This is a genomic window from [Enterobacter] lignolyticus SCF1 (assembly GCF_000164865.1).
Lineage (GTDB): Bacteria > Pseudomonadota > Gammaproteobacteria > Enterobacterales > Enterobacteriaceae > Enterobacter_B > Enterobacter_B lignolyticus.
In genome coordinates this window covers 3,654,591-3,676,655 of the sequence record NC_014618.1, presented here as the reverse complement: position 1 = coordinate 3,676,655, position 22,065 = coordinate 3,654,591, and the positions used below count along the sequence as shown (strand labels likewise).

The following is a 22,065-nucleotide window of genomic DNA, read 5'->3' as shown; positions in this document are numbered from 1 at the left end:
CGAAATGGTCTGCTTTTTGCGTATTTATCTGAAATTTTATGTGTTAAGAAAAATTTACTTACAACTGTTAAGGATTTGACCTAAACGAGCGTTTTCTACGCAGTTATGGTGAGAAAATGTGAAAAGTTAAGTCTTTTGGCTGACGGTGATAGTCAACCTGCGTGCTCATGCTGAAGGTGTGTTGCGCAGGAGGTGTCTATGGCATGGCGTCCTTTTCTTTTTCTCATCACAACGCGTAACCCCAGGCTGTCAAAACGGCGGGGAAGGCTGTTTCTCGTGCGCAATCTGTCGGCGCAATAAGCCGGACTGACTAAGCTTTGCCGTTTTTTTTCTAAAAACCGATTGGAATTAGCCAGACTTTTTTATTCCTTTATCAAAACCCGGCTGCCGGAAATACTGCGCTCATGACAACAAGAGGGCAGACACTATGGCAGTTTCATCGCGTTTTTCATTTCTCGCCGCGCTGGCATTTCTGACGTTTCAGGCGCAGGCGGTCACCGTCACCGTGGCGTATCAAACCTCCGCTGAACCTGCCAAAGTCGCACAGGCGGACAACACCTTCGCCAGAGCCAGCGGCGCGACCGTTGACTGGCGCAAATTCGACAGCGGCGCCAGCGTCGTGCGCGCGCTGGCCTCCGGCGATGTGCAGATTGGCAATATCGGCTCCAGCCCGCTGGCCGTCGCCGCCAGCCAGCAGGTGCCGATTGAGGTCTTTCTGCTCGCTTCCCAGCTTGGCAATTCCGAAGCGCTGGTGGTGAAGAAAAACATCAGCAAGCCGCAGGATCTGATCGGCAAGCGCATTGCCGTCCCCTTTATTTCCACCACCCACTACAGCCTGTTGGCGGCGCTCAAACACTGGGGCATTACGCCTTCGCAGGTGCAGATTGTGAATCTGCAGCCGCCGGCCATTATCGCCGCCTGGCAGCGGGGAGATATCGACGGCGCGTACGTCTGGGCGCCGGCGGTCAATGAGCTCGAGAAAGACGGCACGGTGTTAACGGACTCCGCGCAGGTCGGGCAGTGGGGGGCGCCGACGCTGGACGTCTGGGTAGTGCGCAAGGATTTTGCCGAACAGCATCCGGAGGTGGTGAAAGCGTTCGCCAAAAGCGCGCTTGAGGCGCAGCGCGGCTATATCGATAACCCGGACGGCTGGCTGCAGCAGCCGGAGAACCTGCAAAAGCTGGCGACGCTCAGCGGCGTACCCCTGGCGGATGTGCCGGGGCTGGTGAAGGGGAATACCTATCTGACGGCCGCGCAGCAGGCGCAGCAGCTCAATGGCCCGGTCAATAAAGCCATTGTCGATACCGCGCAGTTTCTTAAAGAACAGGGCAAAGTGCCGACTGTTGCCAGCGATTATCGCCAGTTCGTGACCGATCGTTTCGTGCAGTGAACCGGAGGTCGCCATGCTGCAAATATCCCACCTGAACGCCCGCTACGGCGGAAAAGCGGTGCTTGACGATATCAGCCTGAGCGTCGATCGCGGCGAACTGCTGGTGGTGCTGGGGCCGTCCGGCTGCGGGAAAACCACGCTGCTGAATCTGGTTGCCGGGTTTATTCCTCACGCCAGCGGCAGTATTACGCTGAACGGCGAGCCGGTGCTGGGGCCAGGCGCTTCACGCGGCGTGGTGTTTCAAAACGAAGGGTTACTGCCCTGGCGTACGGTGCAGGATAACGTGGCGTTTGGCCTGCAGCTGGCGGGCGCTGGAAAACGCGAGCGTCGGGAAATCGCCCGGCAAATGCTAAAAAAGGTCGGGCTGGACGGCGCCGGAGAGCGCTTTATCTGGCAGCTTTCCGGTGGGCAGCGCCAGCGGGTCGGGATCGCCCGGGCGCTGGCCGCCGATCCGCAGCTCCTGCTGCTCGACGAACCCTTCGGCGCGCTGGACGCGTTTACCCGCGAACAGATGCAAACCCTGCTGCTGCGCCTGTGGCATGAAACCGGCAAGCAGGTGCTGTTGATCACCCACGATATCGAAGAGGCGGTATTTATGGCGACCGAGCTGGTGCTGCTGTCGCCAGGCCCTGGGCGGGTCACCGAGCGGCTGTCGCTGGATTTCGCCCGCCGCTTTGTCGCCGGAGAGCCATGCCGCAGCATTAAATCCGATCCGCAGTTTATCGCGCGCCGCGAGTACGTCTTAGGCCGCGTATTTGAACACCGGGAGGCCTTCTCATGAGCATTGTCGTCAACGACAAACCGCGCCGTCAGGCACTGCGCTGGCGCTGGCCGCTGTCGCGGCAGCTGACCTTAAGCGCCGCCACCCTGGGCGTCATTCTGCTGGCGTGGTGGACGGTCGCCGGGCTGCAGCTGATCGCCCCGCTGTTTTTACCGCCGCCGGGGCAGGTGCTGCGCAAACTGGTCAGTATCGCCGGGGCGCAGGGATTTATGGACGCCACCCTCTGGCAGCATCTGGGCGCGAGCCTGACGCGAATTGTGATTGCGCTACTGGCGGCAACGGTTATCGGCGTTCCGGTGGGGATAGCGATGGGGCTAAGCCCGACGGTGCGCGGCATTCTCGATCCGCTGATTGAGCTGTACCGTCCGGTTCCGCCGCTGGCCTATCTGCCGCTGATGGTTATCTGGTTCGGCATTGGCGAAACCTCAAAAATATTGCTGATTTACCTGGCGATTTTTGCGCCGGTGGCGATGTCGGCGCTGGCGGGGGTGAAGAGCGTACAGCAGGTTCGCCTGCGCGCGGCCCAGTCGCTTGGCGCCAGCCGCGCGCAGATCCTGTGGTTTGTCATCCTGCCGGGGGCGCTGCCGGATATTCTGACCGGGCTGCGGATTGGCCTTGGCGTAGGGTGGTCGACGCTGGTGGCGGCAGAGCTTATCGCCGCGACGCGCGGGTTAGGGTTTATGGTGCAGTCGGCGGGCGAGTTTCTGGCCACCGACGTGGTATTAGCAGGTATTGCGGTTATCGCCGCGATCGCCTTTGTTTTAGAGCTGAGTCTGCGGGCGCTACAGCGCCGCTTGACGCCATGGCATGGAGAAGTCGCATGAGTGAACGTTTACATATCACCCCGTCAGGACCGTTTATTGGCGCGGAGGTGTCAGGTGTCGATCTGACCCGTCCGCTCAGCGATAACCAGTTCGAGCAGCTGTATCACGCGATGCTGCGTCATCAGGTGGTTTTCCTGCGCGAACAGGCGATAACCCCGCAGCAGCAGCGCGCGCTGGCGCTGCGCTTTGGCGATTTGCATATCCATCCGGTGTACCCGCACGCTGACGGGGTTGAGGAGATTATCGTACTGGATACGCATAACGATAATCCGCCGGATAACGACAACTGGCATACCGACGTTACCTTTATCGACACCCCGCCCGCCGGGGCGATTCTGGCGGCGAAGCTGCTGCCGCAAAGCGGCGGCGACACGCTGTGGACCAGCGGCATCGCCGCGTTCGAGGCGCTCTCCGCGCCGCTGCGGGCGCTGCTTAGCGGCCTGCGGGCCGAGCATGATTTTACGCGCTCGTTTCCGGAATATAAGCACCGCAAAACGCCGGAAGAGCATCAGCGCTGGCGCGATGCGGCCGCTAAAAACCCGCCATTGCTGCACCCGGTAGTGCGCACGCATCCGGTGACCGGGAAGCAGGCGCTGTTCGTCAACGAGGGGTTTACCACGCGCATTGTGGATGTGACGGCAAAAGAGAGCGAGGCGCTGTTGGGCTTTCTGTTCGCCCACGTCACGAAGCCGGAGTTTCAGGTGCGCTGGCGCTGGCAGGAGGGCGATATCGCCATCTGGGATAACCGGGTGACTCAGCACTATGCGAATGCCGATTATCTGCCGCAGCGGCGCATCATGCACCGTGCGACGATATTAGGCGATAGGCCGTTTTATCGGGGATGAGCGCTACCGGTGCGCCCCGATATACCGCGCGTAGCGGCTGCTCTTCAGGAAGGTTAAATCCACCAGCACCAGCCCGTCGATACAGTGATTAAACGCCGGGTCGCTGCCGAAGTCGATAAACTGCACGCCGCCCGGTTCGCAGAGCTCAGAGTACTGCTTATACAGCGGCGGGATGCCGCAGCCCAGATTGCTGAGCAGCGATTTTAACTGCGTCAGGTCTTCGCCGTAGTCTTCCCCTTTAAACTGCGCCAGCACGCCGGGAAGCGTTGCCGGATAGGGGCTGCGGGAGACGGCCAGCGCATCGCTTGCCGGGAACCACAGGCGATAAAAGGCCACCAGCAGATCGCGCGCGGCGGGCGGTAACCCGCCGGAAATCGACACCGGTCCGAACAGATAGCGGTATTGCGGGTAGCGCGCGAGCCAGGCGCCAATTCCCGACCACAGGTAGTCCAGACCCCGGCGTCCCCAGTAGCGCGGCTGAATAAAGCTGCGCCCGAGCTCGATTCCGTGCTGGAGGATAGCGTCCATTTTTTCGTCGTAATGGAACAGGCTATAGCTGTAAAGCCCGTCCAGCCCACGGTTAGCGACCTGCTGCGCGGTCGGCATAAAGCGGTACGCGCCGACGATCTCCAGATCCTGCTCGTCCCACAGGATCAGGTGCAGATAATCATCGTCATAGCGGTCGATATCCCGACGTTTGCCGCTGCCCTCGCCAACGGCGCGAAAAGCGATTTCGCGCAGCCGCCCAAGCTCGCGCAGCAGCGGCGCTTCCTGCTGAACATCGCCGCGCTGCCAGAGATAGATAACTTTGCCATCGGCGGTATGTCCCAGGCATTCCGCCGTCGCCAGCTCGCGACGCAGCGTGGCCCGGTCTTCCGCACGGCCGATGGCGCTTTCCGTCCTGAATTTCCCGGGCTGCCCTTTGCCCAGCAGCTGTACGTGCTGGCGGCATTTTTTCGCCAGCTCCCGGGAGGCCGACTGCGGGCTATGCCAGCTTTCCCAGGGGATGCGCTGGCCGATAGTCACCGGCAGGCTGGAGCCGCGGCGGCGGAACATCTGCTGCATCAGCAGCAGCAGAGGCAGCGTTGGCGACACCAGCGCGCTGGCGTAGAACAGCGCGCTGTTGCGGGCGTGGATAAACGCCGGCAGCAGCGGCGTGCGGTATTTGGCGGCCAGTTTGATAAAGCCGGTATGCCAGTGGCCGTCGGCAATACCCTGACGGCTGAGGCGCGACACTTCCCCCGCCGGGAAGAAAATCAGCACGCCGCCGCTCTGGAGCTGTTGCTCCATATGGGCGAGCGAGGATTTGCGCGTGCGGCCGTTAACGTTGTCCACCGGAATAAACAGCGAGCTCAGCGGCTCAAGGTGGGTCAGCATGCGGTTGGTGACCACTTTGACGTCGCGACGCACGCGCGATACCGCATACAGCAGCGCCAGCCCGTCGAGGGTGCCTGTCGGGTGATTCGCCATGATGACGACGGGGCCGTTTTCGGGGATATTTTCCAGTTCGCGGGGGGCGATATTGCAGCGGATTTGCAGATGTTCCAGTACCTGTTCAACCATGTCCAGACCGCGAAGATGCGGGTGGCCGGCGGCAAATTCCTGAAACTCTTCCTCGTGCAGCAGGCGCCTTAACAGGTTCTTTTGCCAGGGAGCGGGCCTCGCCTGAGGCCAAAGATCGTCGAGTACGTTATCAAGAATAAACATGTTGGTTCCTCCTGGCGTCCTGCGGATGACAGTAGAAGCTCAACGTGACGTTTGCGTGTCAGGTGAATGACGTTTTGGGGATGCGGGCGGGAAGCGGTTCCCGCCCGAAGGGCATCAGCGCAGGATTTTTTTCTCGGCCAGATCCAGCGCGAAGTAGCTGAAGATAAGATCCGCGCCGGCACGCTTAATCGCGCCCAGGCTTTCCAGAACCACTTTCTCTTCATCAATGGCGCCCGCCATGGCGGCGAATTTGATCATCGCGTACTCGCCGCTCACCTGATAGGCGCCCAGCGGCAGTTCGGTACGTTCGCGGATGTCGCGCAGAATATCCAGATAGGCGCCAGCCGGTTTGACCATCAGGCAGTCTGCGCCCTGGGCTTCATCCAGCAGCGACTCGCGGATCGCCTCACGGCGGTTCAGCGGGTTCATCTGATAGGTCTTGCGGTCGCCTTTCAGCGCGGTGCCCGCCGCTTCACGGAACGGGCCGTAGAAGGAGGAGGCGAACTTGGTGGAGTAGGACATGATGGCGGTATCGGTAAAACCTGCCGCATCCAGCGCCTGGCGAATCGCCTGCACCTGACCGTCCATCGCCGCGGAGGGGGCGATAAAATCCGCACCGGCGGCGGCGGCCACCACGGCCTGTTTGCCGAGGTTTACCAGGGTAGCGTCGTTATCGACGCCGTGATCGCACAGCACGCCGCAGTGGCCGTGAGAGGTGTATTCGCAAAAGCAGGTATCTGACATCACCACCATTTCCGGCACGGTCTGTTTGCAGATGCGCGACATCCGCGCGACCAGCCCATCCTCTTTCCAGGCGTCGCTGCCGGTGGCGTCGGTGTGGTGCGAAATACCAAAGGTCATTACCGAGCGGATTCCGGCGTTGGCGATGCGTTCAATCTCGCGCGCCAGGTGCTTTTCAGGAATGCGCATAACGCCCGGCATCGCTTCGATGGCCTTGTAGTCATCGATTTCTTCTTCAACAAAAATAGGCAACACCAGATCGTTTAAGGTCAGCGTTGTCTCTTCAAACATGGCGCGCAGCGCAGCGGATTTGCGCAGGCGGCGGGGACGATCGATCAAGTTTGTCATAGGAAGCCTGATGTTGTTGGAACGACGGTCAAGAGTTTACCTGATTTATGGATAAAGTGTTTCACTAAAGTGGTGTTTATGCTTTTTGCTAAAATTACGTATTATCAGCGCATGCCGGGAAACAGGTCTTGCGGTAATAATAAATAATTGTATATGAATCATGAAATAATATTTTCTTCCTGTATGCTTTCTTTGTGTTATTTATCTTAACGTATTGATATTTATTGGTTATTTGCGTGTTGTTTATGTTTAATATAAAGCATTGCCCACGTTCGTCATTTTTATATAGAATAATTGCGCTCGCCGGTGTCGGGAGTAAATAATAGTCCCCTTGTCTTTTTAACGGATATTTATTTTAACACAGGATGTTGCTCATCAATGCTGACAGTTAAACCGTTATCGGCATTTGCTGTTCTGGATAAACGCTTCTCCGCTGGCGCAGACGCGTTTTCGCTGACGGCGCAGCAGTCCCTCCTGCTGGCGAATGCAGACGATGCAAAAATTACCGTGATCCGCCACGGCGCGGTCAAAATTTCAAGAATGCAGCAGGAGCTGCTGGTGGGGATCGCCACCGCGCCGTTGATTCTTGGGCTGCCCTGCCTGCAGTTTCCCGGCGTGGCGGACTACCAGCTCACGGCGGTGGAGCCCTGCGACGGGTATCAGCTCAATGCTGAAAAAGGCGCGGCGCTGCTGGAAAAGCACCAGCTCTGGCAGGCGGCGTTTTGCTGGCTGAGCTGGCAGTATCGGGTGGTCGAAATGCGGGATATCCAGCTGGTCGGCCGCAGTTCCTATAGCCAGATTCGCGAGTCGCTGCACCTTATGCAGAAGTGGGAGCCGGCGCTGCGGGCCAGGGTCGGCGTGATGAGCTACATTCAGCAGCGTACGCGCATTTCACGCTCGGTGATTGCCGAGGTGCTGGCGGCGCTGCGTCAGGGGAACTACATCGAGATGGATAAGGGGAAGCTGGTGCGCGTACACCGCTTACCCCTTGAGTACTGACCGATTCAGGATGCCGGAACGAGCCGCGGCTTATTGTCGCTGAGCTCGCTGACCAAGTCGTTAATCCCGTCGCTCATGTTCACAAACCGCGTGAGCGGAGAGCGGGTGACCACCACAAAGGCTCCCACATTGTGCTGGGGAATCATCGCCATATAGGTAATAAAGCCGCCGCCGCCGCCGGTTTTCTGGATGATCCCCGGATGCCCGTTCTTCGGCCCCATATACACCCATCCCATGCCCAGCGCGTCCGCCTTGCCCGGCACATCCATACCGATAACTCGCGTAAGCTGGCTGCGCTGGTAGATGAGCGTCTGCATGCGATCCGCCTGCTGGTTGCGGGTGTAGAAATCCGACGACAGGAACTGCTGCATCCAGCGCATCATGTCGCCCGGCGTGGAATAGACGCCGCCGCTGCCGATAGCCGCCAGCGTATTGTCGCACGGGCTGGCGCCTTTCTCGGCCACCATCAGGCGCTGGCACTGGTCCGGCGACGGAGTAAAGGTGGTGTCTTTCATCCCCAGCGGACGGGTTATCTGCTCTTCAAAAAGCTGGGTATAGGGCTTACCGGCCGCGGTGCTGAGCGCATCGGCCAGCAAGTCGAAAGCCAGGTTGGAGTAGGCGGCCTGGGAGCCCGGCTCGGCCTTCAGCGAGGCGGTGGACAGCCAGCTCCAGCGCTGGCTATGGGTTGGCCAGACAAACACCGCGCGATGCGCCGCGCCGCCCGGCTGCTCGCGCGGCAGGGTGCTGGTGTGGGTCGCCAGGTTGACCAGGGTGATCGGCGCGCCCTGATACGTCGGCACCCGCGCGCCCGGCGGCGCATATTTGCTCAGCGGATCGTTGAGTTTTACCACGCCCTGATCGAGTAATTTCACCAGCATTTCGCTGGTCATCAGCTTGGTCAGAGAGGCTATCCGAATAACCGAGTCCAGCTGAGGATGGGTGTTGCTGCCGGGGCGCGTCTCGCCGAAGCTGCGGAACACGCGCTGGTTCCCGTCGATCACCACTAACGCCATACCGGTGGCGCCGCTGCCGTAAAAAATGTGGTTGGCGTAGCGATCGACGATATCAGATGCAAAAGCCGGGTCCGGCGACGTTTGCGCGGCCTGGGCAGCAGGCAGCGCTGACGCACAAAGTGCGGCAAGAATGAGCAGACGACGTTTCAAGGAGAGTTTCCATGAAGTGAAATAGAAAGATAATGCGTATTTATACTATTAAATCGCCGCTTGCAAAGGGGCATTACGCGGGATTGTGCGAAGAAAAACGTAACGACGGGTAAACATGACGTTTTTTCCTGAACCGCGTGACGCGCTTTTGTTTTCCGACGCGTATGATAGTTTCAGTATTCACACTTGATTACGGAGAAAGGTGATGTCGGATAAACGCGTTGTCATGGTCGTTGATATGCAAAACGGGGTCTTTGAGACGCCGCGCCGCGAACGTGGGCGCTGCGTCGCGCAGATAAACCGCCTGACCCGCGCCGCGGATACCGTCATCTTTATCCAGCATGCCGAGGCGGGCGGTCTGGAAGAGGGCAGCGAGGGCTTCGCGCTGCTGCCGGAGCTTGAACAGCCCGCGGGGGCGCTGTATGTCACCAAGACCGCCTGCGACGCCTTCTGGCGCACGACGCTTGCGCAGCGGCTTGCTGAGCTTGATATCCGCCAGTTCGTCATCTGCGGCTGCGCTACCGACTACTGTGTGGATACGACGCTTAAAAACGGCGCCAGCAGAGGTTATTCGATAACCGTGGCTGAGGATGCGCACACCACCGCCAATCGCCCGGCCGCACAGGCGGAGGTGCTGATTGCCCACTATAACGACGTCTGGCGGACGCTGACCGTACCGGGCAATCCGGTTTACGTGAAACCCGTCGATACAATTGTTGCGCAATGGTCGGCGAACTAAGCCATTTTACGCCGGTCTCATTGGTCATCGCATTATCAATACGTATATCACCTTTGCTGCGGTGAATACCGCAGCGGACGTACCGCTGTGCGCAGCAGCGGCCAGAACGATAAGAAGTTAGCAGGAGAGTATGATGTTTAAGTCTTTTTTCCCCAAGCCGGGTCCCTTTTTTCTCTCGGCGTTTGTTTGGGCGCTCATCGCCGTCATATTCTGGCAGGCTGACGGCGGCAAATGGCTGCTGCAGTGGGTGGGGGCGAGCGGCAATGTGCCGATTAGCGCGGCGCGTTTCTGGTCGCTGGATTATCTGGTGTTCTACGTCTATTACCTGTTCTGCGTCGCGGTTTTTGCCCTGTTCTGGTTTATCTACAGCCCGCATCGCTGGCAGTACTGGTCGATTCTGGGCACCTCGCTGATTATTTTCGTCACCTGGTTTCTGGTGGAAGTGGGGGTCGCGGTCAACGCCTGGTATGCGCCGTTCTATGACCTGATCCAGACCGCGCTATCGTCGCCGCACAAGGTGACTATCGGCCAGTTTTACCATGAGGTGGGGGTATTCCTCGGCATTGCGCTGATTGCGGTGGTGATTGGCGTGCTGAACAACTTTTTTGTCAGCCACTACGTGTTTCGCTGGCGCACCGCGATGAACGAACACTATATGGCGCACTGGCAGTATCTGCGCCATATCGAAGGCGCCGCGCAGCGTGTGCAGGAAGACACCATGCGTTTTGCCTCGACCCTTGAGGATATGGGGGTGAGCTTTATCAATGCCATCATGACGCTTATCGCGTTTCTGCCGGTGCTGGTGGCGCTGTCGCCGCACGTACAGGAGCTGCCGATTGTCGGCCATATTCCTTACGGCCTGGTGATCGCCGCTATTGTCTGGTCGCTGATGGGGACCGGGTTGCTGGCGATGGTGGGGATTAAGCTGCCGGGGCTGAACTTCAAAAACCAGCGCGTGGAGGCGGCTTACCGTAAAGAGCTGGTCTACGGCGAGGACAACCCGCATCGCGCGACGCCGCCGACGGTGCGCGAGCTGTTCAGCGCAGTACGTCAGAACTATTTCCGCCTCTATTTCCACTACATGTATTTCAACATCGCCCGTATTTTATATCTGCAGGTGGATAACGTTTTCGGTTTGTTCCTGCTGTTTCCATCGATTGTCGCCGGTACCATTACGCTGGGTCTGATGACGCAGATTACCAACGTATTTGGTCAGGTGCGCGGCTCGTTCCAGTATCTGATAAGCTCCTGGACCACGCTGGTTGAGCTGATGTCCATCTACAAGCGTTTGCGCAGCTTTGAGCGCGAACTGGATAAACAGACTGCCCAGGAAGCCACGCAAACCGTTAGCTAACAAGGACGCACCATGGCAACAGCCGTACCCCGCCGGATATCTATGACCGTGACGCTCCTCGCCGGGTTAATCCTGGCGGGGTGCAGCAGCAAGACGGCGCCGTTGAAAGAGGGTGAAAAACCCGTGGATGTGGCCGCGATGGTGCGCCAGAAAATGCCCGCCAGCGTCAAAGACCGTGACGACTGGGCGCAGGCTATCGCCAGAACGTTTGCCAGCCAGAAGCTGGCGCCGACGGAAGAGAACGTCTGCTCGGTGCTGGCGATTGCGCAGCAGGAGTCCAACTATCAGGCCGACCCGGCGGTGCCGGGCCTGAGCAAAATCGCCTGGCAGGAGATAGACAGGCGCGCGCAGAAGGCGCATGTCCCGCTTTTCCTGGTGCATACCGCGCTGAAAATTCCCTCGCCGAACGGTAAAAGCTACAGCGAACGTCTGGATACGGTGAAAACCGAGCGACAGCTCAGCGCTATCTTTGATGATTTTATCGGCATGGTGCCGATGGGCCAGACGCTGTTCGGCTCGCTGAACCCGGTGCGCACCGGCGGGCCGATGCAGGTGAGCATCGCGTTTGCGCAGGCGCACGCCCAGGGATATCCGTGGAAAATCGACGGCACCGTACGTCAGGAAGTCTTCACCCTGCGCGGCGGCCTGTGGTTCGGCACCTACCATCTGCTTAACTACCCGGCGAGCTATACGGCGCCCATCTACCGCTTTGCCGACTTTAACGCAGGCTGGTACGCCAGCCGTAATGCGGCGTTCCAGAATGCGGTCAGCAAAGCCTCTGGCGTGAAGCTGGCGCTGGACGGCGACGTGATTCGGTACGACAGCGATGAGCCTGGCAGCACGGAGCTGGCGGTACGCCAGCTGGCGCCGCGGTTGTCGATGAGCAACGACGAGATTCGCGCGCAGCTGCGAAAAGGCGACAGTCAGGCGTTTGAACAGACGGCGCTATACCGCAACGTGTATCAGCTGGCGGAGGCAAAAACCGGTAAGGCGCTGCCGCGTGAGGTGTTGCCGGGTATTCAGCTGGAGAGCCCGAAGATCACGCGCAAGCTGACCACCGCGTGGTTTGCGCAGCGCGTGGATGCCCGTCGGGCGCAGTGCATGGCTCAGAAATAGCGACGCAAGCGCAGCAGGAAGGCGATAACGCCAAGGATGGCGCAGCCCGCGAGGAAAGGCACCAGGCCGAACAGCGTACTGACGCCGAGACCAATTTCGACCCGCGGACGGTCGCTGTCCTGCAGCTGCATCAGGTGTTCAAATATCCCAGGCGCGTGCACCAGCAGGTTTAACAGCTGCGCGCCGGCCCAGAAGCAGAACAGCACGAACAGGGCATACGCAATATTGCCCGGGGCGGCAGACGCTTTTGTTTTCCTACGAAAAAGGGGTTTAGATAAGGTGAAATCAGCCATCACGACCTCCTGATGCTTTAGCCAGTAGCGTTCAGATGAGTGTGGCAGCAGACCGCCACTGTCAATATCAGATTTATGGTAATTTCCCTTAAGGAATACTCTTAATTCTGCAGGCTGTGCAGGCACCCTCGCCGCACGCCGTAAATGTAAAAGAATTGCTAACCATCGCGCAGACGACGGGCGTCAAATGTGCGACGATGCGTTTTTTCGACGTGGGGCTGCTATGAAGTTACCTGACAAAATTCGCCGCGACTGGCACTACTACGCCTTTGCTATTGGCTTGATTTTCATCCTAAACGGCGTGGTCGGGCTGCTGGGGTTTGAGGCGAAAGGCTGGCAAACCTATGCCGTCGGGCTGGTCACCTGGGTTATCAGTTTCTGGCTGGCGGGGTTGATTATCCGCCGTCGCCCTGATGACAAGGAGACGGCGGAGTCGTAGTCGGCGTTACCCGTTCATGGACGTTTTAAGCGCGCTGTTGGCCTGATGGCGCTCCAGCGCCAGATCTATCAGCCGCGAAATGAGGCTGCGGTAGTCCAGCCCGCTCGCCTGCCACAGTTTTGGATACATGCTGATGTTGGTAAAACCAGGCAGCGTGTTGATTTCATTGATAACCACGTCATTTTCCGGCGTCAGGAAAACGTCAACGCGCGCCATGCCGCTGCATCCCAGCGTCTGGTACGCCTGAATGGCGATCGCCCGGATCTTATCGTTGATCGCCGGGCTGATGTCGGCAGGCACCACCACCTGCGCGCCGTTATCGTCGATGTACTTGGTATCGTAGGCGTAAAATTCGCTGTTAAGCACGATTTCACCGCAGGTGCTGGCCTGCGGTTCGTCATTGCCGAGCACGGCGCATTCGATCTCGCGCCCGATAATTCCCTGCTCTACGACCACCTTGTGGTCGAACTCAAACGCCAGCGCGACCGCCTGCTGGTACTGCGCTTCGTTTTTCACCTTGCTGACGCCCACCGAAGACCCCTGGTTTGCCGGTTTAACAAACAGCGGCAGGCCGAGCTTTTCGCTCACCTCGGCAAAGGTCACGCGCTCGCGGTTGGCCCGCGTCAGGGTAATAAAGGGGGCGATGCTGAGGCCCGCATCGCGCAGCAGGCGCTTGGTGACGTCTTTATCCATACAGGCGGCGGAGCCCAGCACGTCGGAGCCGACGAACGGCAGATTTGCCATCCGCAGCATGCCCTGCAGCGATCCGTCTTCCCCCAGGGTACCGTGCACGATCGGGAAAATAACGTCGATAGCGGGCAGCGGCTGGCCGCTGTCGGCGTTGATAAGCTGCTGGCTTTCCTTACCCGGGATTTGCGCCAGCGTCACGTCGGAGGGGCGCAGCGCGATGTGCGCCGGATCGTGGTCGTTGAGCAGATAGTTGCTGGCATCGTTGATATGCCACTGTCCCTGCTTATCAATTCCCAACAGCACGACGTCAAAACGCGTTTTATCCATCGCCTCGACGATGTTCTTCGCCGACTGTAGCGATACCTCATGCTCAGATGATTTACCGCCGAACACGACTCCCACCCGCAACTTAGCCATTTCCACTTCCATCAACAGAAAACATAAAGCCGATACCATAGCACGTCGCTGCGGACGCTTCCGCCCTTTTCCAGGGCCTCTGCGGGCAACAGGTGAAAAAGTGGCGAGCATAACGCGCTGCGCGAGTGGTTAATTAGCGTGATATTAATCACATAATTTTGGCTTTGTAAGATAAAACACCAAAGTCGCGACGAGCGCATCTCTGGATGAACCGCCGTTTCAGGGAACTTGTTATGCTGGGCGCTATAGACCCAAAAAAGATCGTGCGTCGTTATGGAATCCTGGAAGGTTAATCTTATATCCGTCTGGTTCGGCTGCTTTTTTACCGGGCTTGCCATCAGCCAAATCCTGCCGTTTTTACCGCTCTATGTTTCGCAGCTGGGCGTAACCTCACATGAGGCCCTGTCGATGTGGTCGGGGCTGACCTTCAGCGTGACCTTCCTGGTGTCGGCCATCGTCTCGCCGATGTGGGGAAGCCTCGCGGACCGTAAAGGGCGCAAGCTGATGCTCTTGCGCGCCTCGCTCGGCATGGCGGTGGCCATTCTGCTGCAGGCCTTCGCCACCAACGTCTGGCAGCTGTTTTTCCTGCGCGCGGTGATGGGGCTGACCTCCGGCTATATTCCTAACGCGATGGCGCTGGTGGCCTCGCAGGCGCCGCGCGAGCGCAGCGGCTGGGCGCTCAGCACGCTGTCGACGGCGCAAATCAGCGGGGTTATCGGCGGGCCGCTGCTTGGCGGTTTCCTCGCCGATCACGTGGGGCTGCGGGCGGTGTTTTTTATTACCGCCCTCCTGCTGACGGTGAGCTTTTTAGTCACCCTGTTTCTGATAAAAGAGGGCGGCAGACCGAACGTGAGCCGCGGTGAACGGCTGAGCGGTAAGGCGGTTTTCGCCTCGCTGCCGTACCCCGGACTGGTCATTAGCCTGTTTGTCACCACCATGGTTATCCAGATGTGCAACGGGTCGATAGGGCCGATCCTGGCGCTGTTTATCAAATCGATGGCGCCGGACAGCACTAATATCGCCTTTTTAAGCGGCATGATCGCCGCGGTGCCGGGCGTGTCGGCGCTGATCTCCGCTCCCCGTCTGGGCAGGCTCGGCGACCGGATCGGCGCGCACCGCATCCTGCTGGCGACGCTGTTTTGCGCCATGGTGATGTTCTTCGCCATGTCGTTTGTCACCTCGCCGCTGCAGCTCGGCATCCTGCGCTTTCTGCTGGGGTTTGCCGATGGCGCGATGCTGCCAGCGGTACAGACGCTGCTGCTCAAGTATTCGAGCGATCGGGTTACCGGGCGCATCTTTGGCTATAACCAGTCGTTTATGTATCTCGGCAACGTCGCCGGGCCGCTGATCGGCGCTTGCGTGTCGGCGATGGCCGGGTTTCGCTGGGTATTTGTCGCCACGGCGATCGTGGTGCTGATAAACCTGATCCAGCTTGCCCTGATGCTGCGCAAACGCGCCCGGGTGCCTGCGCGGTAGCAAGCGAAGCGCTTTTTCGCGTCGTCGGGTGGTTTTTTTCGTTTCTGCGTCCAGACTTACTGTGATACCTCACAGAAGGATGGTGCTATGAAAATAACATTACTGGTTACGTTACTGTTTGGTCTGGTGCTGATGACGACGGTGGGGGCCGCGGAGAAAACGCTGACGCCCCAGCAGCAGAAGATGACGCTCTGCAACGAGCAGGCGTCGTCTAAAGCGTTGAAGGGAGACGCAAGGAAATCCTTTATGAGCGAGTGTCTGAAGAAGGACAGCGCGAAAGCAGAGGAAAAAACCCTGACGCCGCAGCAGAAAAAAATGCAGGCATGTAATGCCGAAGCGGGTCAGAAAGCCCTTAAAGGTGAGGATCGCAACAAGTTTATGAGTACCTGCCTTAAGAAAAACGGCTAGTCAGGCAGGGTGAGCCGCCGTTCAGCGGTTCACCCTCAACCCTCAGGATTTACTCAGCTTCTCTGATTTCTCCATGCATTTCACCATCGCCTCGATCACCGCCGAGCGGAAACCTTTTTCTTCCAGCACGCGCACCGCTTCGATAGTGGTTCCGCCCGGCGAGCAGACCATATCTTTCAGCGCCCCCGGATGGGTACCGGTTTCCAGCACCATTTTGGCCGAGCCCATTACCGCCTGGGCGGCAAATTTGTAGGCCTGGGCGCGCGGCATACCGCCGAGTACGGCCGCATCCGCCATTGCTTCGATAAACATAAACACATAGGCCGGCGCGGAGCCGCTGACGCCGACCACCGGGTGGATCATCGGCTCGGCGATGACTTCCGCTTCGCCAAAGCAGCGGAAAATGTTCAGCACGTCGGCCGTGTCTTCCGAAGTGACCAGCGCGTTTGGCGTCACCGAGGTCATACCGGCATTCACCAGCGACGGCGTATTCGGCATGGCGCGGACGATTTTACGGTCGTGGCCCAGCGCGCGCGCCAGCTGTTCGAGCGTGACGCCAGCGGCAATCGACACCACCAGGGTATCTTTATTCAGGCTGGAGGCGACCTCGCTCAGCACTTTCACCATAATGCCGGGCTTCACCGCGCCAAAAACGATATCGGCAATCTGCGCGACCTCCTGGGCGCTTTCCGCGGCGTTCACGCCGTACTGCTCGCTCAGGGCCGCCACTTTGTCGGGGGACGGGGTGTAGACCCAAATTTGGCCTGGCAGCACCTGGCCGCTGGCGATAAGGCCACCGAGAATAGCCTTACCCATATTGCCGCAGCCGATAAAACCGATTTTTTTCTCCATAACGTCTCTCCCTCAGCGTGTTATTGATTGTGCGTTATAGCTTATCACCTTGTGGCGCGGTTGTGGCTTGGCATGGCCAGGGAAAGCAGGCGACAATAGGCGTAAATCAGGCCGCAGGAGGTAATATGGCTATTTGGGTGGATGCGGATGCGTGTCCGAACGTCATTAAAGAGATTTTATTTCGCGCCGCGGAGCGTACGCAAACGCCGTTGACCCTGGTGGCGAACCAGCACGTACGCGTTCCGCCGTCGCCCTTGGTCCGCGCGCTGCGCGTGGCGTCAGGCTTCGACGTTGCGGATAACGAAATCGTCCGCCTCTGTGCGCCGGGCGATCTGGTGATCACCGCGGATATCCCGCTGGCGGCGGAGGTGCTGGCGAAAGGCGCCGCAGCGCTGAATCCGCGCGGAGAGCGCTACAGCGAAGCGACGATTCGGGAGCGGCTGACGATGCGGGACTTTATGGATACGCTGCGGGCCAGCGGTATACAAACCGGCGGCCCGGCGAGCCTGTCGCCGCGCGATCGCCAGCAGTTTGCCGCAGAGCTCGACAAATGGCTGCTGGCGGTTAAGCGCGGGCAGAATTAAACCCAGCTGTCGTCGTCGTTGCCGAAATCGTCGTTACTGCCGAAGTCGTCGTTGTTGCCCCAGTCATCGTTGTTGACTTCGGAGGCGTAGTCGCTGCCGTCCTGAGGCAGGAACGACGCGTCTGCGGCAGGCGTCAGGTCGCTTGCGGCGGGCGCCGGCGGCTCCTCAATGATGTTGACGATTTCCTGCGGATGCGTTCCGGAGAACATGTTCATCAGCATGTTGCCGATAACCACGCCGCCGGCAACGCCCGCTGCGGTTTGCAGCGCGCCGGACATAAAGCTGCCGCCGCCGCGGGCCGCTGGCGCATACTGGTTCGGCGCCTGGGCGTAATTCTGATTTGGCGATACGCTATTTTGTGACGCATAGCTTTGTGAAGCATAGTTCTGCGCGCCTGGAATCGGGTCAGAACCGCGTGCCGGGGATGATGACTGTCCGCCGCCGAACAGACCGGCCAGGAACCCGCCGCTGCTCTGTTTTGTCTCTCTCAGCTGCGAGGCCTCGCTTTCCAGCGCTTGAATCCGTTCGTTCAGCTGCTTAATCGCGGCTTCCTGAATTAAAATGGTTTGCGTCATGTAGTACGGGGCGGCAGGTTGCGACTGAACATGTTGCGCAATCACACTCTCGGCGGTAGCATCGCGCGGCGCGCTGTGCTCCTCGGCTTGTTTAAGACGAGAAAACAGGCCATCGATGAGACGTTGTTCTTCAGATTGCATGGTACATCCCTCTGTCATACGGATAACTTACCGTTACAGTCTGAATGAAATATTCGTACTGTAAATATGTGCAACCGTAAAGCTGCGAATAAATGTGTTACCTTTTGCAGCAAAGCAGGGTTGTCAAACGGTGATCTTTTAATGTAGTGTTGCCGCAACGCTTAATGACACCATTTCTTTACACCTTCATACATTGCCGAATCCAGTAAAGACAAGAAAAAACGATACAAACGATGTGTTGTTGTAACTTTTTATTTACACTTAATCGTGTGCTAGTTTGCCAGTATTATTGAGTATTCATCGACATCACGCACAACGTTCAGGTACCAGGGGGATTTTCAGGTGATGACACAGCCCATTTTTCTGATTGGCGCCCGCGGCTGCGGAAAAACCACCATTGGCCGGCGTCTGTCTGAGGCCTGCCAGTATCAGTTCATCGATACCGATCAAATTCTCCAGCAGCGTGCGCAGATGACCGTTGCCGACATCGTGGCCAACGAAGGATGGTCCGGTTTTCGCGCCAGGGAAACGCAGACGCTGCAGACCGTTACCGCGGCGCAGCACGTGATCGCCACCGGGGGCGGCATTATTCTGGCCCCGGTTAACCGCGAGTTTATGCGGCAAAATGGCGTCGTTATCTACCTGAAAGCTCCCGTCAGCGTGCTGGCCGGAAGACTGGAAGCCTTCCCCGAAGAGAGCCAGCGGCCAACGTTAACCGGCAAACCCATCGCCGAAGAGGTGCGTGAAGTGCTGGCCCAGCGCGACGCGCTGTACCGGGAAGCGGCCCATACCATTGTTGATGCTGCCAACGAACCGGACGAGGTTGTCACGCAGATCCTTGCCGCACTTGCCGACGGAAGCCCGCAGCCCGCACGGGCAAACTCCGCCTTATTGCGATAATTCTCACGCCGCAAAACGCGCCGGTCCGCCGGTTGCGACCAAATATCACGCGCCCGTATGCAGGAAAAGGTCAATACAGGGCGCGCATCACACTTTTTAGCCAAAGCAAATGTTAATGAGTCGTTAAGCTTAAGATATTACAGGAGTGTTCTGGATACTTCAGGAATCTTTACGATCCGATGTGCGGCGAAGCTGCTACGCTACAAGGCGGTTGTTTTTTTAGCCATCAGGGGGCGATTCAAAAGCGGTGAGCCTGTGTTGAAGCAGTGGTAGTGAAGAAGGTACATAACATGAATACGACTTTGGCGATTCTTACGATTGGTGTGGTTCCGCTGCGTGAGGTGTTGCCGCTCCTGACCGAGCATATCAGGGAAGAGCGAATAACCCACATCAACCTGCTGGGGAAGATGTCGAGGGAGACGGTCATGGAGAGCTACGGCGTAGAAGAGGGTGAGGAGGTTATCATTACCTTACTCAACGACAATCAGCTGGCGGAAATATCTCGTCCTAAAACCGAACGCAACCTCCAGTCGGTCATTGAAGTCCTGGATAATCAAAACTATGACGTTATTTTGCTGATGAGCTCCGCGCCCGTCAGCGGCCTGGTGGCGCGCAACGCCATTTTGCTCGAACCGCAGCGCATCATCCCGCCGCTGGTCAACTCTATCGTCGACGGTCATCAGGTCGGCGTTATCGTGCCCATTCCGGAGCTGCTAAAAATGCAGCGTAAAAAGTGGCAGGCGCTGCAAAACCCGCCTCTTTATGCGCTGGCCAACCCGGTGCATGGCACAGAGCTTGAGCTGATTGCGGCGGGAAAACAGCTGCTGGAGGAGGGGGCCGATGTGCTGATGCTTGACTGTCTCGGCTTTCATCAGCACCACCGCGACCTGCTGCAAAAAGCGCTGGATGTACCGGTGCTGTTGTCGAATGTGCTGGTTGCGAGACTGGCGGCGGAATTGCTGGTGTAAGCCCGTTTTTTTTGCGTGACAGGGGGCGCCTGCGCCCCCTATATTGGCTTTTTATCGATAATAAATAAGGGCCAGTTTATGCTTCAAAGTAATGAATACTTTTCCGGTAAGGTGAAGTCTATCGGTTTTACCAGCAGCAGTACTGGTCGCGCCAGCGTTGGCGTTATGGCGGAAGGGGAATATGCGTTTAGTACCGCGCAGCCTGAAGAAATGACCGTTGTCAGCGGCGCGCTGCACGTGCTGTTGCCGGGCGAAACGGAGTGGAAAACCTATGAGGCCGGGCAGGTATTCCACGTGCCGGGCAGCAGCGAGTTTCATCTGCAGGTCGCAGAGCCGACCTCATATCTTTGCCGTTACCTGTAACAGGCCGCCTTCCTGCACCGGCAGGAAGGCGAAAACGTCCTAGCGCTGGGCTTCTCCGCCCAGTCCTTCCACCAGGCTGGCGATAAGCGCCGCCAGTTCACCGGTCATCAGGATGAAGTCAGCGTCAAAGCGCTGTGCGAAATCTTCGCGATCGATATCGTCGTTTTGATCGCGCAGCTCATCGCAGAACTTCAGACGTTTGATGGACGCGTCGTCGCACATGACGAACTGGATCCGCTGCTGCCAGTCGAGCGCCAGTTTGGTGACCACTTTTCCGGCCTCAATGTGCACCGCGATTTCATCGCTGACCAGATCCTGCTTTTTGGCGCGGATCACGCCGCCGTCTTCGAGGATCGCCTTCAGCTCCGCTTCGTCGAGAAGCTGGAAGCTTTGCGCCACGGCGCCTGAACGCACCCATTCCGTCAGGGTCAGCTCAATCGGGTTTTCCAGCGCCAGCGGGACAACCGGCAGGGAGCCGAGCGTTTTACGCAGCAGGGCCAGCGTATCTTCCGCTTTTTTCGCGCTGGCGCAGTCGACCATGATCAGGCCGTTGACGGTGTCTATCCACAGCAGCGTCTGGCTGAAGCGGCTGAAGGCCCGCGGCAGCAGGGAGTGCAGCACTTCGTCTTTCAGCGAGTCTTTTTCAGTTTTCTTGAGCTTACGGCCCTGGTCGGCTTCCAGCTTCTGGATTTTGGCCTCCAGCGCCTGCTTCACCACCGGCGACGGCAGGATTTTCTCCTCCTTGCGCGCGCAAATGAGGATTTGACCGTTTGCCGTGTGCGTCAGGGCGTCGCTGTGCGAACCCATCGGCGAAACCCAGCCGGTTCTCGACATATCCTGACTTCCGCATGGGGTAAACGCCAGCTCGGCTAGCTGTTTTTCCATCTCGTCAGCGCGCAGGGTAATGTCGCGGCTGAGACGGTAAACCATTAAATTTTTGAACCACAGCATGATAATTTCCACGGCTTTGTCGTTAAATCCAGCGGGCATGATAGCGAATTGTCGCTATGCTTGCATTGTTAATCAGGAACTGAGGATGCTTCTGTGCGAATAGGTATTGATCTGGGTGGAACGAAGACGGAAGTCATTGCGCTGAGCGATAAAGGAGAGCAGCTGTTCCGCCACCGGCTGCCGACGCCGCGCGACGATTATCAGCAGACGATTGAAACCATCGCCGCGCTGGTGGCGATGGCGGAAAAAGAGACCGGCCAGTCCGGCAGCGTCGGGATGGGGATCCCCGGGTCTATCTCGCCCTATACCGGCGTGGTGAAGAACGCCAACTCCACCTGGCTCAACGGCCGGCCTTTTGACAAAGACCTGAGCCGGCGCTTAAACCGCGAAGTGCGGCTGGCGAACGACGCCAACTGCCTGGCGGTCTCGGAAGCGGTGGACGGCGCGGCAAAAGGCGCCCGGACGGTGTTTGCGGTGATCGTCGGCACTGGCTGCGGGGCGGGCGTCGCCATCAACGGGCGCGCGCACATTGGCGGCAACGGCACGGCGGGCGAGTGGGGGCATAACCCGCTGCCGTGGATGGATGACGACGAGCTGCGCTATCGCGCCGAGGTGCCGTGCTACTGCGGCAAGCAGGGCTGCATCGAGACCTTCATCTCCGGCACCGGTTTCGCCACCGATTACCGGCGGCTGAGCGGCCAGGCGCTGAAGGGCAGCGACATTATGCGCCTGGTCGGGCAGCACGATGCGCTGGCGGAACAGGCGCTCAGCCGCTACGAGCTGCGGTTAGCGAAATCGCTGGCCCATGTGGTGAATATTCTCGATCCGGACGTGATTGTGCTGGGCGGCGGCATGAGCAATGTCGATCGCCTGTACCAGACCGTGCCGGAGCTGGTGAAGCGGTTTGTGTTCGGCGGCGAATGCGAAACGCCGATCCGCAGGGCCGCCCACGGCGACTCCAGCGGCGTGCGCGGCGCGGCGTGGCTGTGGCCGCTGTAGTA

24 protein-coding genes are annotated in these 22,065 nt (G+C 58.7%); 16 read left to right on the top strand and 8 right to left on the bottom strand.

Translation table 11 applies throughout. The features are described 5' to 3' along the window. Positions 1-427: 427 nt before the first annotated feature. Genes tauA through tauD form a run of 4 tightly spaced genes read left to right on the top strand, consistent with a single transcriptional unit; the run spans position 428 to position 3,840 of the window. Positions 428-1,390 carry a taurine ABC transporter substrate-binding protein gene (gene tauA / locus ENTCL_RS17180; RefSeq protein WP_013367417.1) on the top strand — a complete coding sequence of 321 codons (963 nt, stop codon included), beginning with the start codon at positions 428-430 and terminating at the stop codon, positions 1,388-1,390. Between the two features lie 13 nt (positions 1,391-1,403). Continuing rightward, positions 1,404-2,171, top strand: coding sequence for a taurine ABC transporter ATP-binding subunit (gene tauB / locus ENTCL_RS17175; RefSeq protein WP_013367416.1), 768 nt, complete (start codon positions 1,404-1,406; stop codon positions 2,169-2,171). After that, complete coding sequence (gene tauC / locus ENTCL_RS17170; RefSeq protein WP_013367415.1) at positions 2,168-2,995, top strand: taurine ABC transporter permease TauC; 828 nt, start codon at positions 2,168-2,170, stop codon at positions 2,993-2,995. The genes tauB and tauC overlap by 4 nt, the downstream gene beginning before the upstream one ends. Then, positions 2,992-3,840 carry a taurine dioxygenase gene (gene tauD / locus ENTCL_RS17165; RefSeq protein WP_013367414.1) on the top strand — a complete coding sequence of 283 codons (849 nt, stop codon included), beginning with the start codon at positions 2,992-2,994 and terminating at the stop codon, positions 3,838-3,840. The genes tauC and tauD overlap by 4 nt, the downstream gene beginning before the upstream one ends. 3 nt (positions 3,841-3,843) lie before the next feature. Here tauD and olsF read toward each other — a convergent pair whose 3' ends face one another. Both olsF and hemB read right to left on the bottom strand, forming a co-directional pair. After that, positions 3,844-5,547 carry a bifunctional ornithine lipid synthase OlsF gene (gene olsF, locus ENTCL_RS17160; RefSeq protein WP_013367413.1) on the bottom strand — a complete coding sequence of 568 codons (1,704 nt, stop codon included), beginning with the start codon at positions 5,545-5,547 and terminating at the stop codon, positions 3,844-3,846. A 114-nt stretch (positions 5,548-5,661) separates the two neighbouring features. After that, on the bottom strand, positions 5,662-6,636 hold the full coding sequence (gene hemB, locus ENTCL_RS17155) for a porphobilinogen synthase (protein ID WP_013367412.1): 975 nt from the start codon (positions 6,634-6,636) through the stop codon (positions 5,662-5,664). A 378-nt stretch (positions 6,637-7,014) separates the two neighbouring features. Between hemB and ENTCL_RS17150 the strand changes: the two genes are divergently transcribed. Next, complete coding sequence (locus tag ENTCL_RS17150) at positions 7,015-7,635, top strand: helix-turn-helix domain-containing protein (RefSeq protein ID WP_013367411.1); 621 nt, start codon at positions 7,015-7,017, stop codon at positions 7,633-7,635. Between the two features lie 5 nt (positions 7,636-7,640). Here the strand turns inward: ENTCL_RS17150 and ampH are convergent, their stop codons facing one another. Next, complete coding sequence (gene ampH / locus ENTCL_RS17145) at positions 7,641-8,798, bottom strand: D-alanyl-D-alanine-carboxypeptidase/endopeptidase AmpH (protein WP_013367410.1); 1,158 nt, start codon at positions 8,796-8,798, stop codon at positions 7,641-7,643. 205 nt (positions 8,799-9,003) lie between these two features. Between ampH and ENTCL_RS17140 the strand changes: the two genes are divergently transcribed. From ENTCL_RS17140 to ENTCL_RS17130, 3 genes are all read left to right on the top strand, one after another. Further along, positions 9,004-9,537, top strand: a complete 534-nt coding sequence (locus ENTCL_RS17140; RefSeq protein ID WP_013367409.1) for an isochorismatase family protein — start codon at positions 9,004-9,006, stop codon at positions 9,535-9,537. Between the two features lie 133 nt (positions 9,538-9,670). Then, positions 9,671-10,891, top strand: coding sequence for a peptide antibiotic transporter SbmA (gene sbmA / locus ENTCL_RS17135; RefSeq protein WP_013367408.1), 1,221 nt, complete (start codon positions 9,671-9,673; stop codon positions 10,889-10,891). Positions 10,892-10,903: 12 nt separating this feature from the next. Next, complete coding sequence (locus ENTCL_RS17130) at positions 10,904-12,007, top strand: DUF1615 domain-containing protein (RefSeq protein WP_013367407.1); 1,104 nt, start codon at positions 10,904-10,906, stop codon at positions 12,005-12,007. Here the strand turns inward: ENTCL_RS17130 and ENTCL_RS17125 are convergent. Continuing rightward, the gene (locus ENTCL_RS17125) at positions 11,998-12,300 is read right to left on the bottom strand and encodes a DUF2755 family protein (protein ID WP_013367406.1); all 303 of its coding nucleotides are present in this window, start codon (positions 12,298-12,300) and stop codon (positions 11,998-12,000) included. The two genes, ENTCL_RS17130 and ENTCL_RS17125, sit on opposite strands and share 10 nt — an antisense overlap. Before the next feature lie 223 nt (positions 12,301-12,523). Between ENTCL_RS17125 and ENTCL_RS17120 the strand changes: the two genes are divergently transcribed. After that, positions 12,524-12,739, top strand: coding sequence for a DUF2754 domain-containing protein (locus ENTCL_RS17120; RefSeq protein ID WP_013367405.1), 216 nt, complete (start codon positions 12,524-12,526; stop codon positions 12,737-12,739). 6 nt (positions 12,740-12,745) lie between these two features. On the opposite strand, the gene ddlA is transcribed toward ENTCL_RS17120, so the two are convergent. Then, on the bottom strand, positions 12,746-13,846 hold the full coding sequence (gene ddlA, locus ENTCL_RS17115) for a D-alanine--D-alanine ligase (protein ID WP_013367404.1): 1,101 nt from the start codon (positions 13,844-13,846) through the stop codon (positions 12,746-12,748). Between the two features lie 273 nt (positions 13,847-14,119). Here ddlA and ENTCL_RS17110 point away from each other — a divergent pair, with 273 nt between their 5' ends. Next, on the top strand, positions 14,120-15,322 hold the full coding sequence (locus tag ENTCL_RS17110) for a multidrug efflux MFS transporter (protein WP_013367403.1): 1,203 nt from the start codon (positions 14,120-14,122) through the stop codon (positions 15,320-15,322). 87 nt (positions 15,323-15,409) lie between these two features. Further along, entirely contained in the window at positions 15,410-15,730 is a 321-nt protein-coding gene (gene psiF, locus ENTCL_RS17105; protein ID WP_013367402.1) for a phosphate starvation-inducible protein PsiF, read from the top strand. Positions 15,731-15,772: 42 nt separating this feature from the next. Here the strand turns inward: psiF and proC are convergent, their stop codons facing one another. Further along, positions 15,773-16,582 carry a pyrroline-5-carboxylate reductase gene (proC, locus tag ENTCL_RS17100; RefSeq protein WP_013367401.1) on the bottom strand — a complete coding sequence of 270 codons (810 nt, stop codon included), beginning with the start codon at positions 16,580-16,582 and terminating at the stop codon, positions 15,773-15,775. Between the two features lie 125 nt (positions 16,583-16,707). Here proC and ENTCL_RS17095 point away from each other — a divergent pair, with 125 nt between their 5' ends. After that, the gene (locus tag ENTCL_RS17095; RefSeq protein ID WP_013367400.1) at positions 16,708-17,166 is read left to right on the top strand and encodes a YaiI/YqxD family protein; all 459 of its coding nucleotides are present in this window, start codon (positions 16,708-16,710) and stop codon (positions 17,164-17,166) included. Here the strand turns inward: ENTCL_RS17095 and ENTCL_RS17090 are convergent. Then, positions 17,163-17,882 (bottom strand): DUF2076 domain-containing protein, encoded by a 720-nt coding sequence (locus ENTCL_RS17090; RefSeq protein ID WP_013367399.1) that lies wholly within the window; start codon positions 17,880-17,882, stop codon positions 17,163-17,165. The two genes, ENTCL_RS17095 and ENTCL_RS17090, sit on opposite strands and share 4 nt — an antisense overlap. A gap of 345 nt (positions 17,883-18,227) precedes the next feature. Between ENTCL_RS17090 and aroL the strand changes: the two genes are divergently transcribed. The 3 genes from aroL to ppnP all read left to right on the top strand — a co-directional run bounded on the left by aroL (position 18,228) and on the right by ppnP (position 20,113). Continuing rightward, positions 18,228-18,782 (top strand): shikimate kinase AroL, encoded by a 555-nt coding sequence (gene aroL, locus ENTCL_RS17085; RefSeq protein ID WP_013367398.1) that lies wholly within the window; start codon positions 18,228-18,230, stop codon positions 18,780-18,782. 290 nt (positions 18,783-19,072) lie between these two features. Further along, on the top strand, positions 19,073-19,750 hold the full coding sequence (locus ENTCL_RS17080; RefSeq protein WP_013367397.1) for an AroM family protein: 678 nt from the start codon (positions 19,073-19,075) through the stop codon (positions 19,748-19,750). A 78-nt stretch (positions 19,751-19,828) separates the two neighbouring features. Next, positions 19,829-20,113 (top strand): pyrimidine/purine nucleoside phosphorylase, encoded by a 285-nt coding sequence (gene ppnP, locus ENTCL_RS17075; RefSeq protein WP_013367396.1) that lies wholly within the window; start codon positions 19,829-19,831, stop codon positions 20,111-20,113. Between the two features lie 39 nt (positions 20,114-20,152). Here ppnP and rdgC read toward each other — a convergent pair whose 3' ends face one another. Further along, positions 20,153-21,064, bottom strand: a complete 912-nt coding sequence (gene rdgC / locus ENTCL_RS17070; RefSeq protein ID WP_013367395.1) for a recombination-associated protein RdgC — start codon at positions 21,062-21,064, stop codon at positions 20,153-20,155. A gap of 93 nt (positions 21,065-21,157) precedes the next feature. On the opposite strand from rdgC, the gene mak reads away from it, so the two are divergent. Continuing rightward, a complete protein-coding gene (mak, locus tag ENTCL_RS17065; protein ID WP_013367394.1) occupies positions 21,158-22,063 on the top strand; it encodes a fructokinase in 906 nt (301 codons plus the stop codon). The last annotated feature ends 2 nt before the right edge of the window (positions 22,064-22,065 follow it).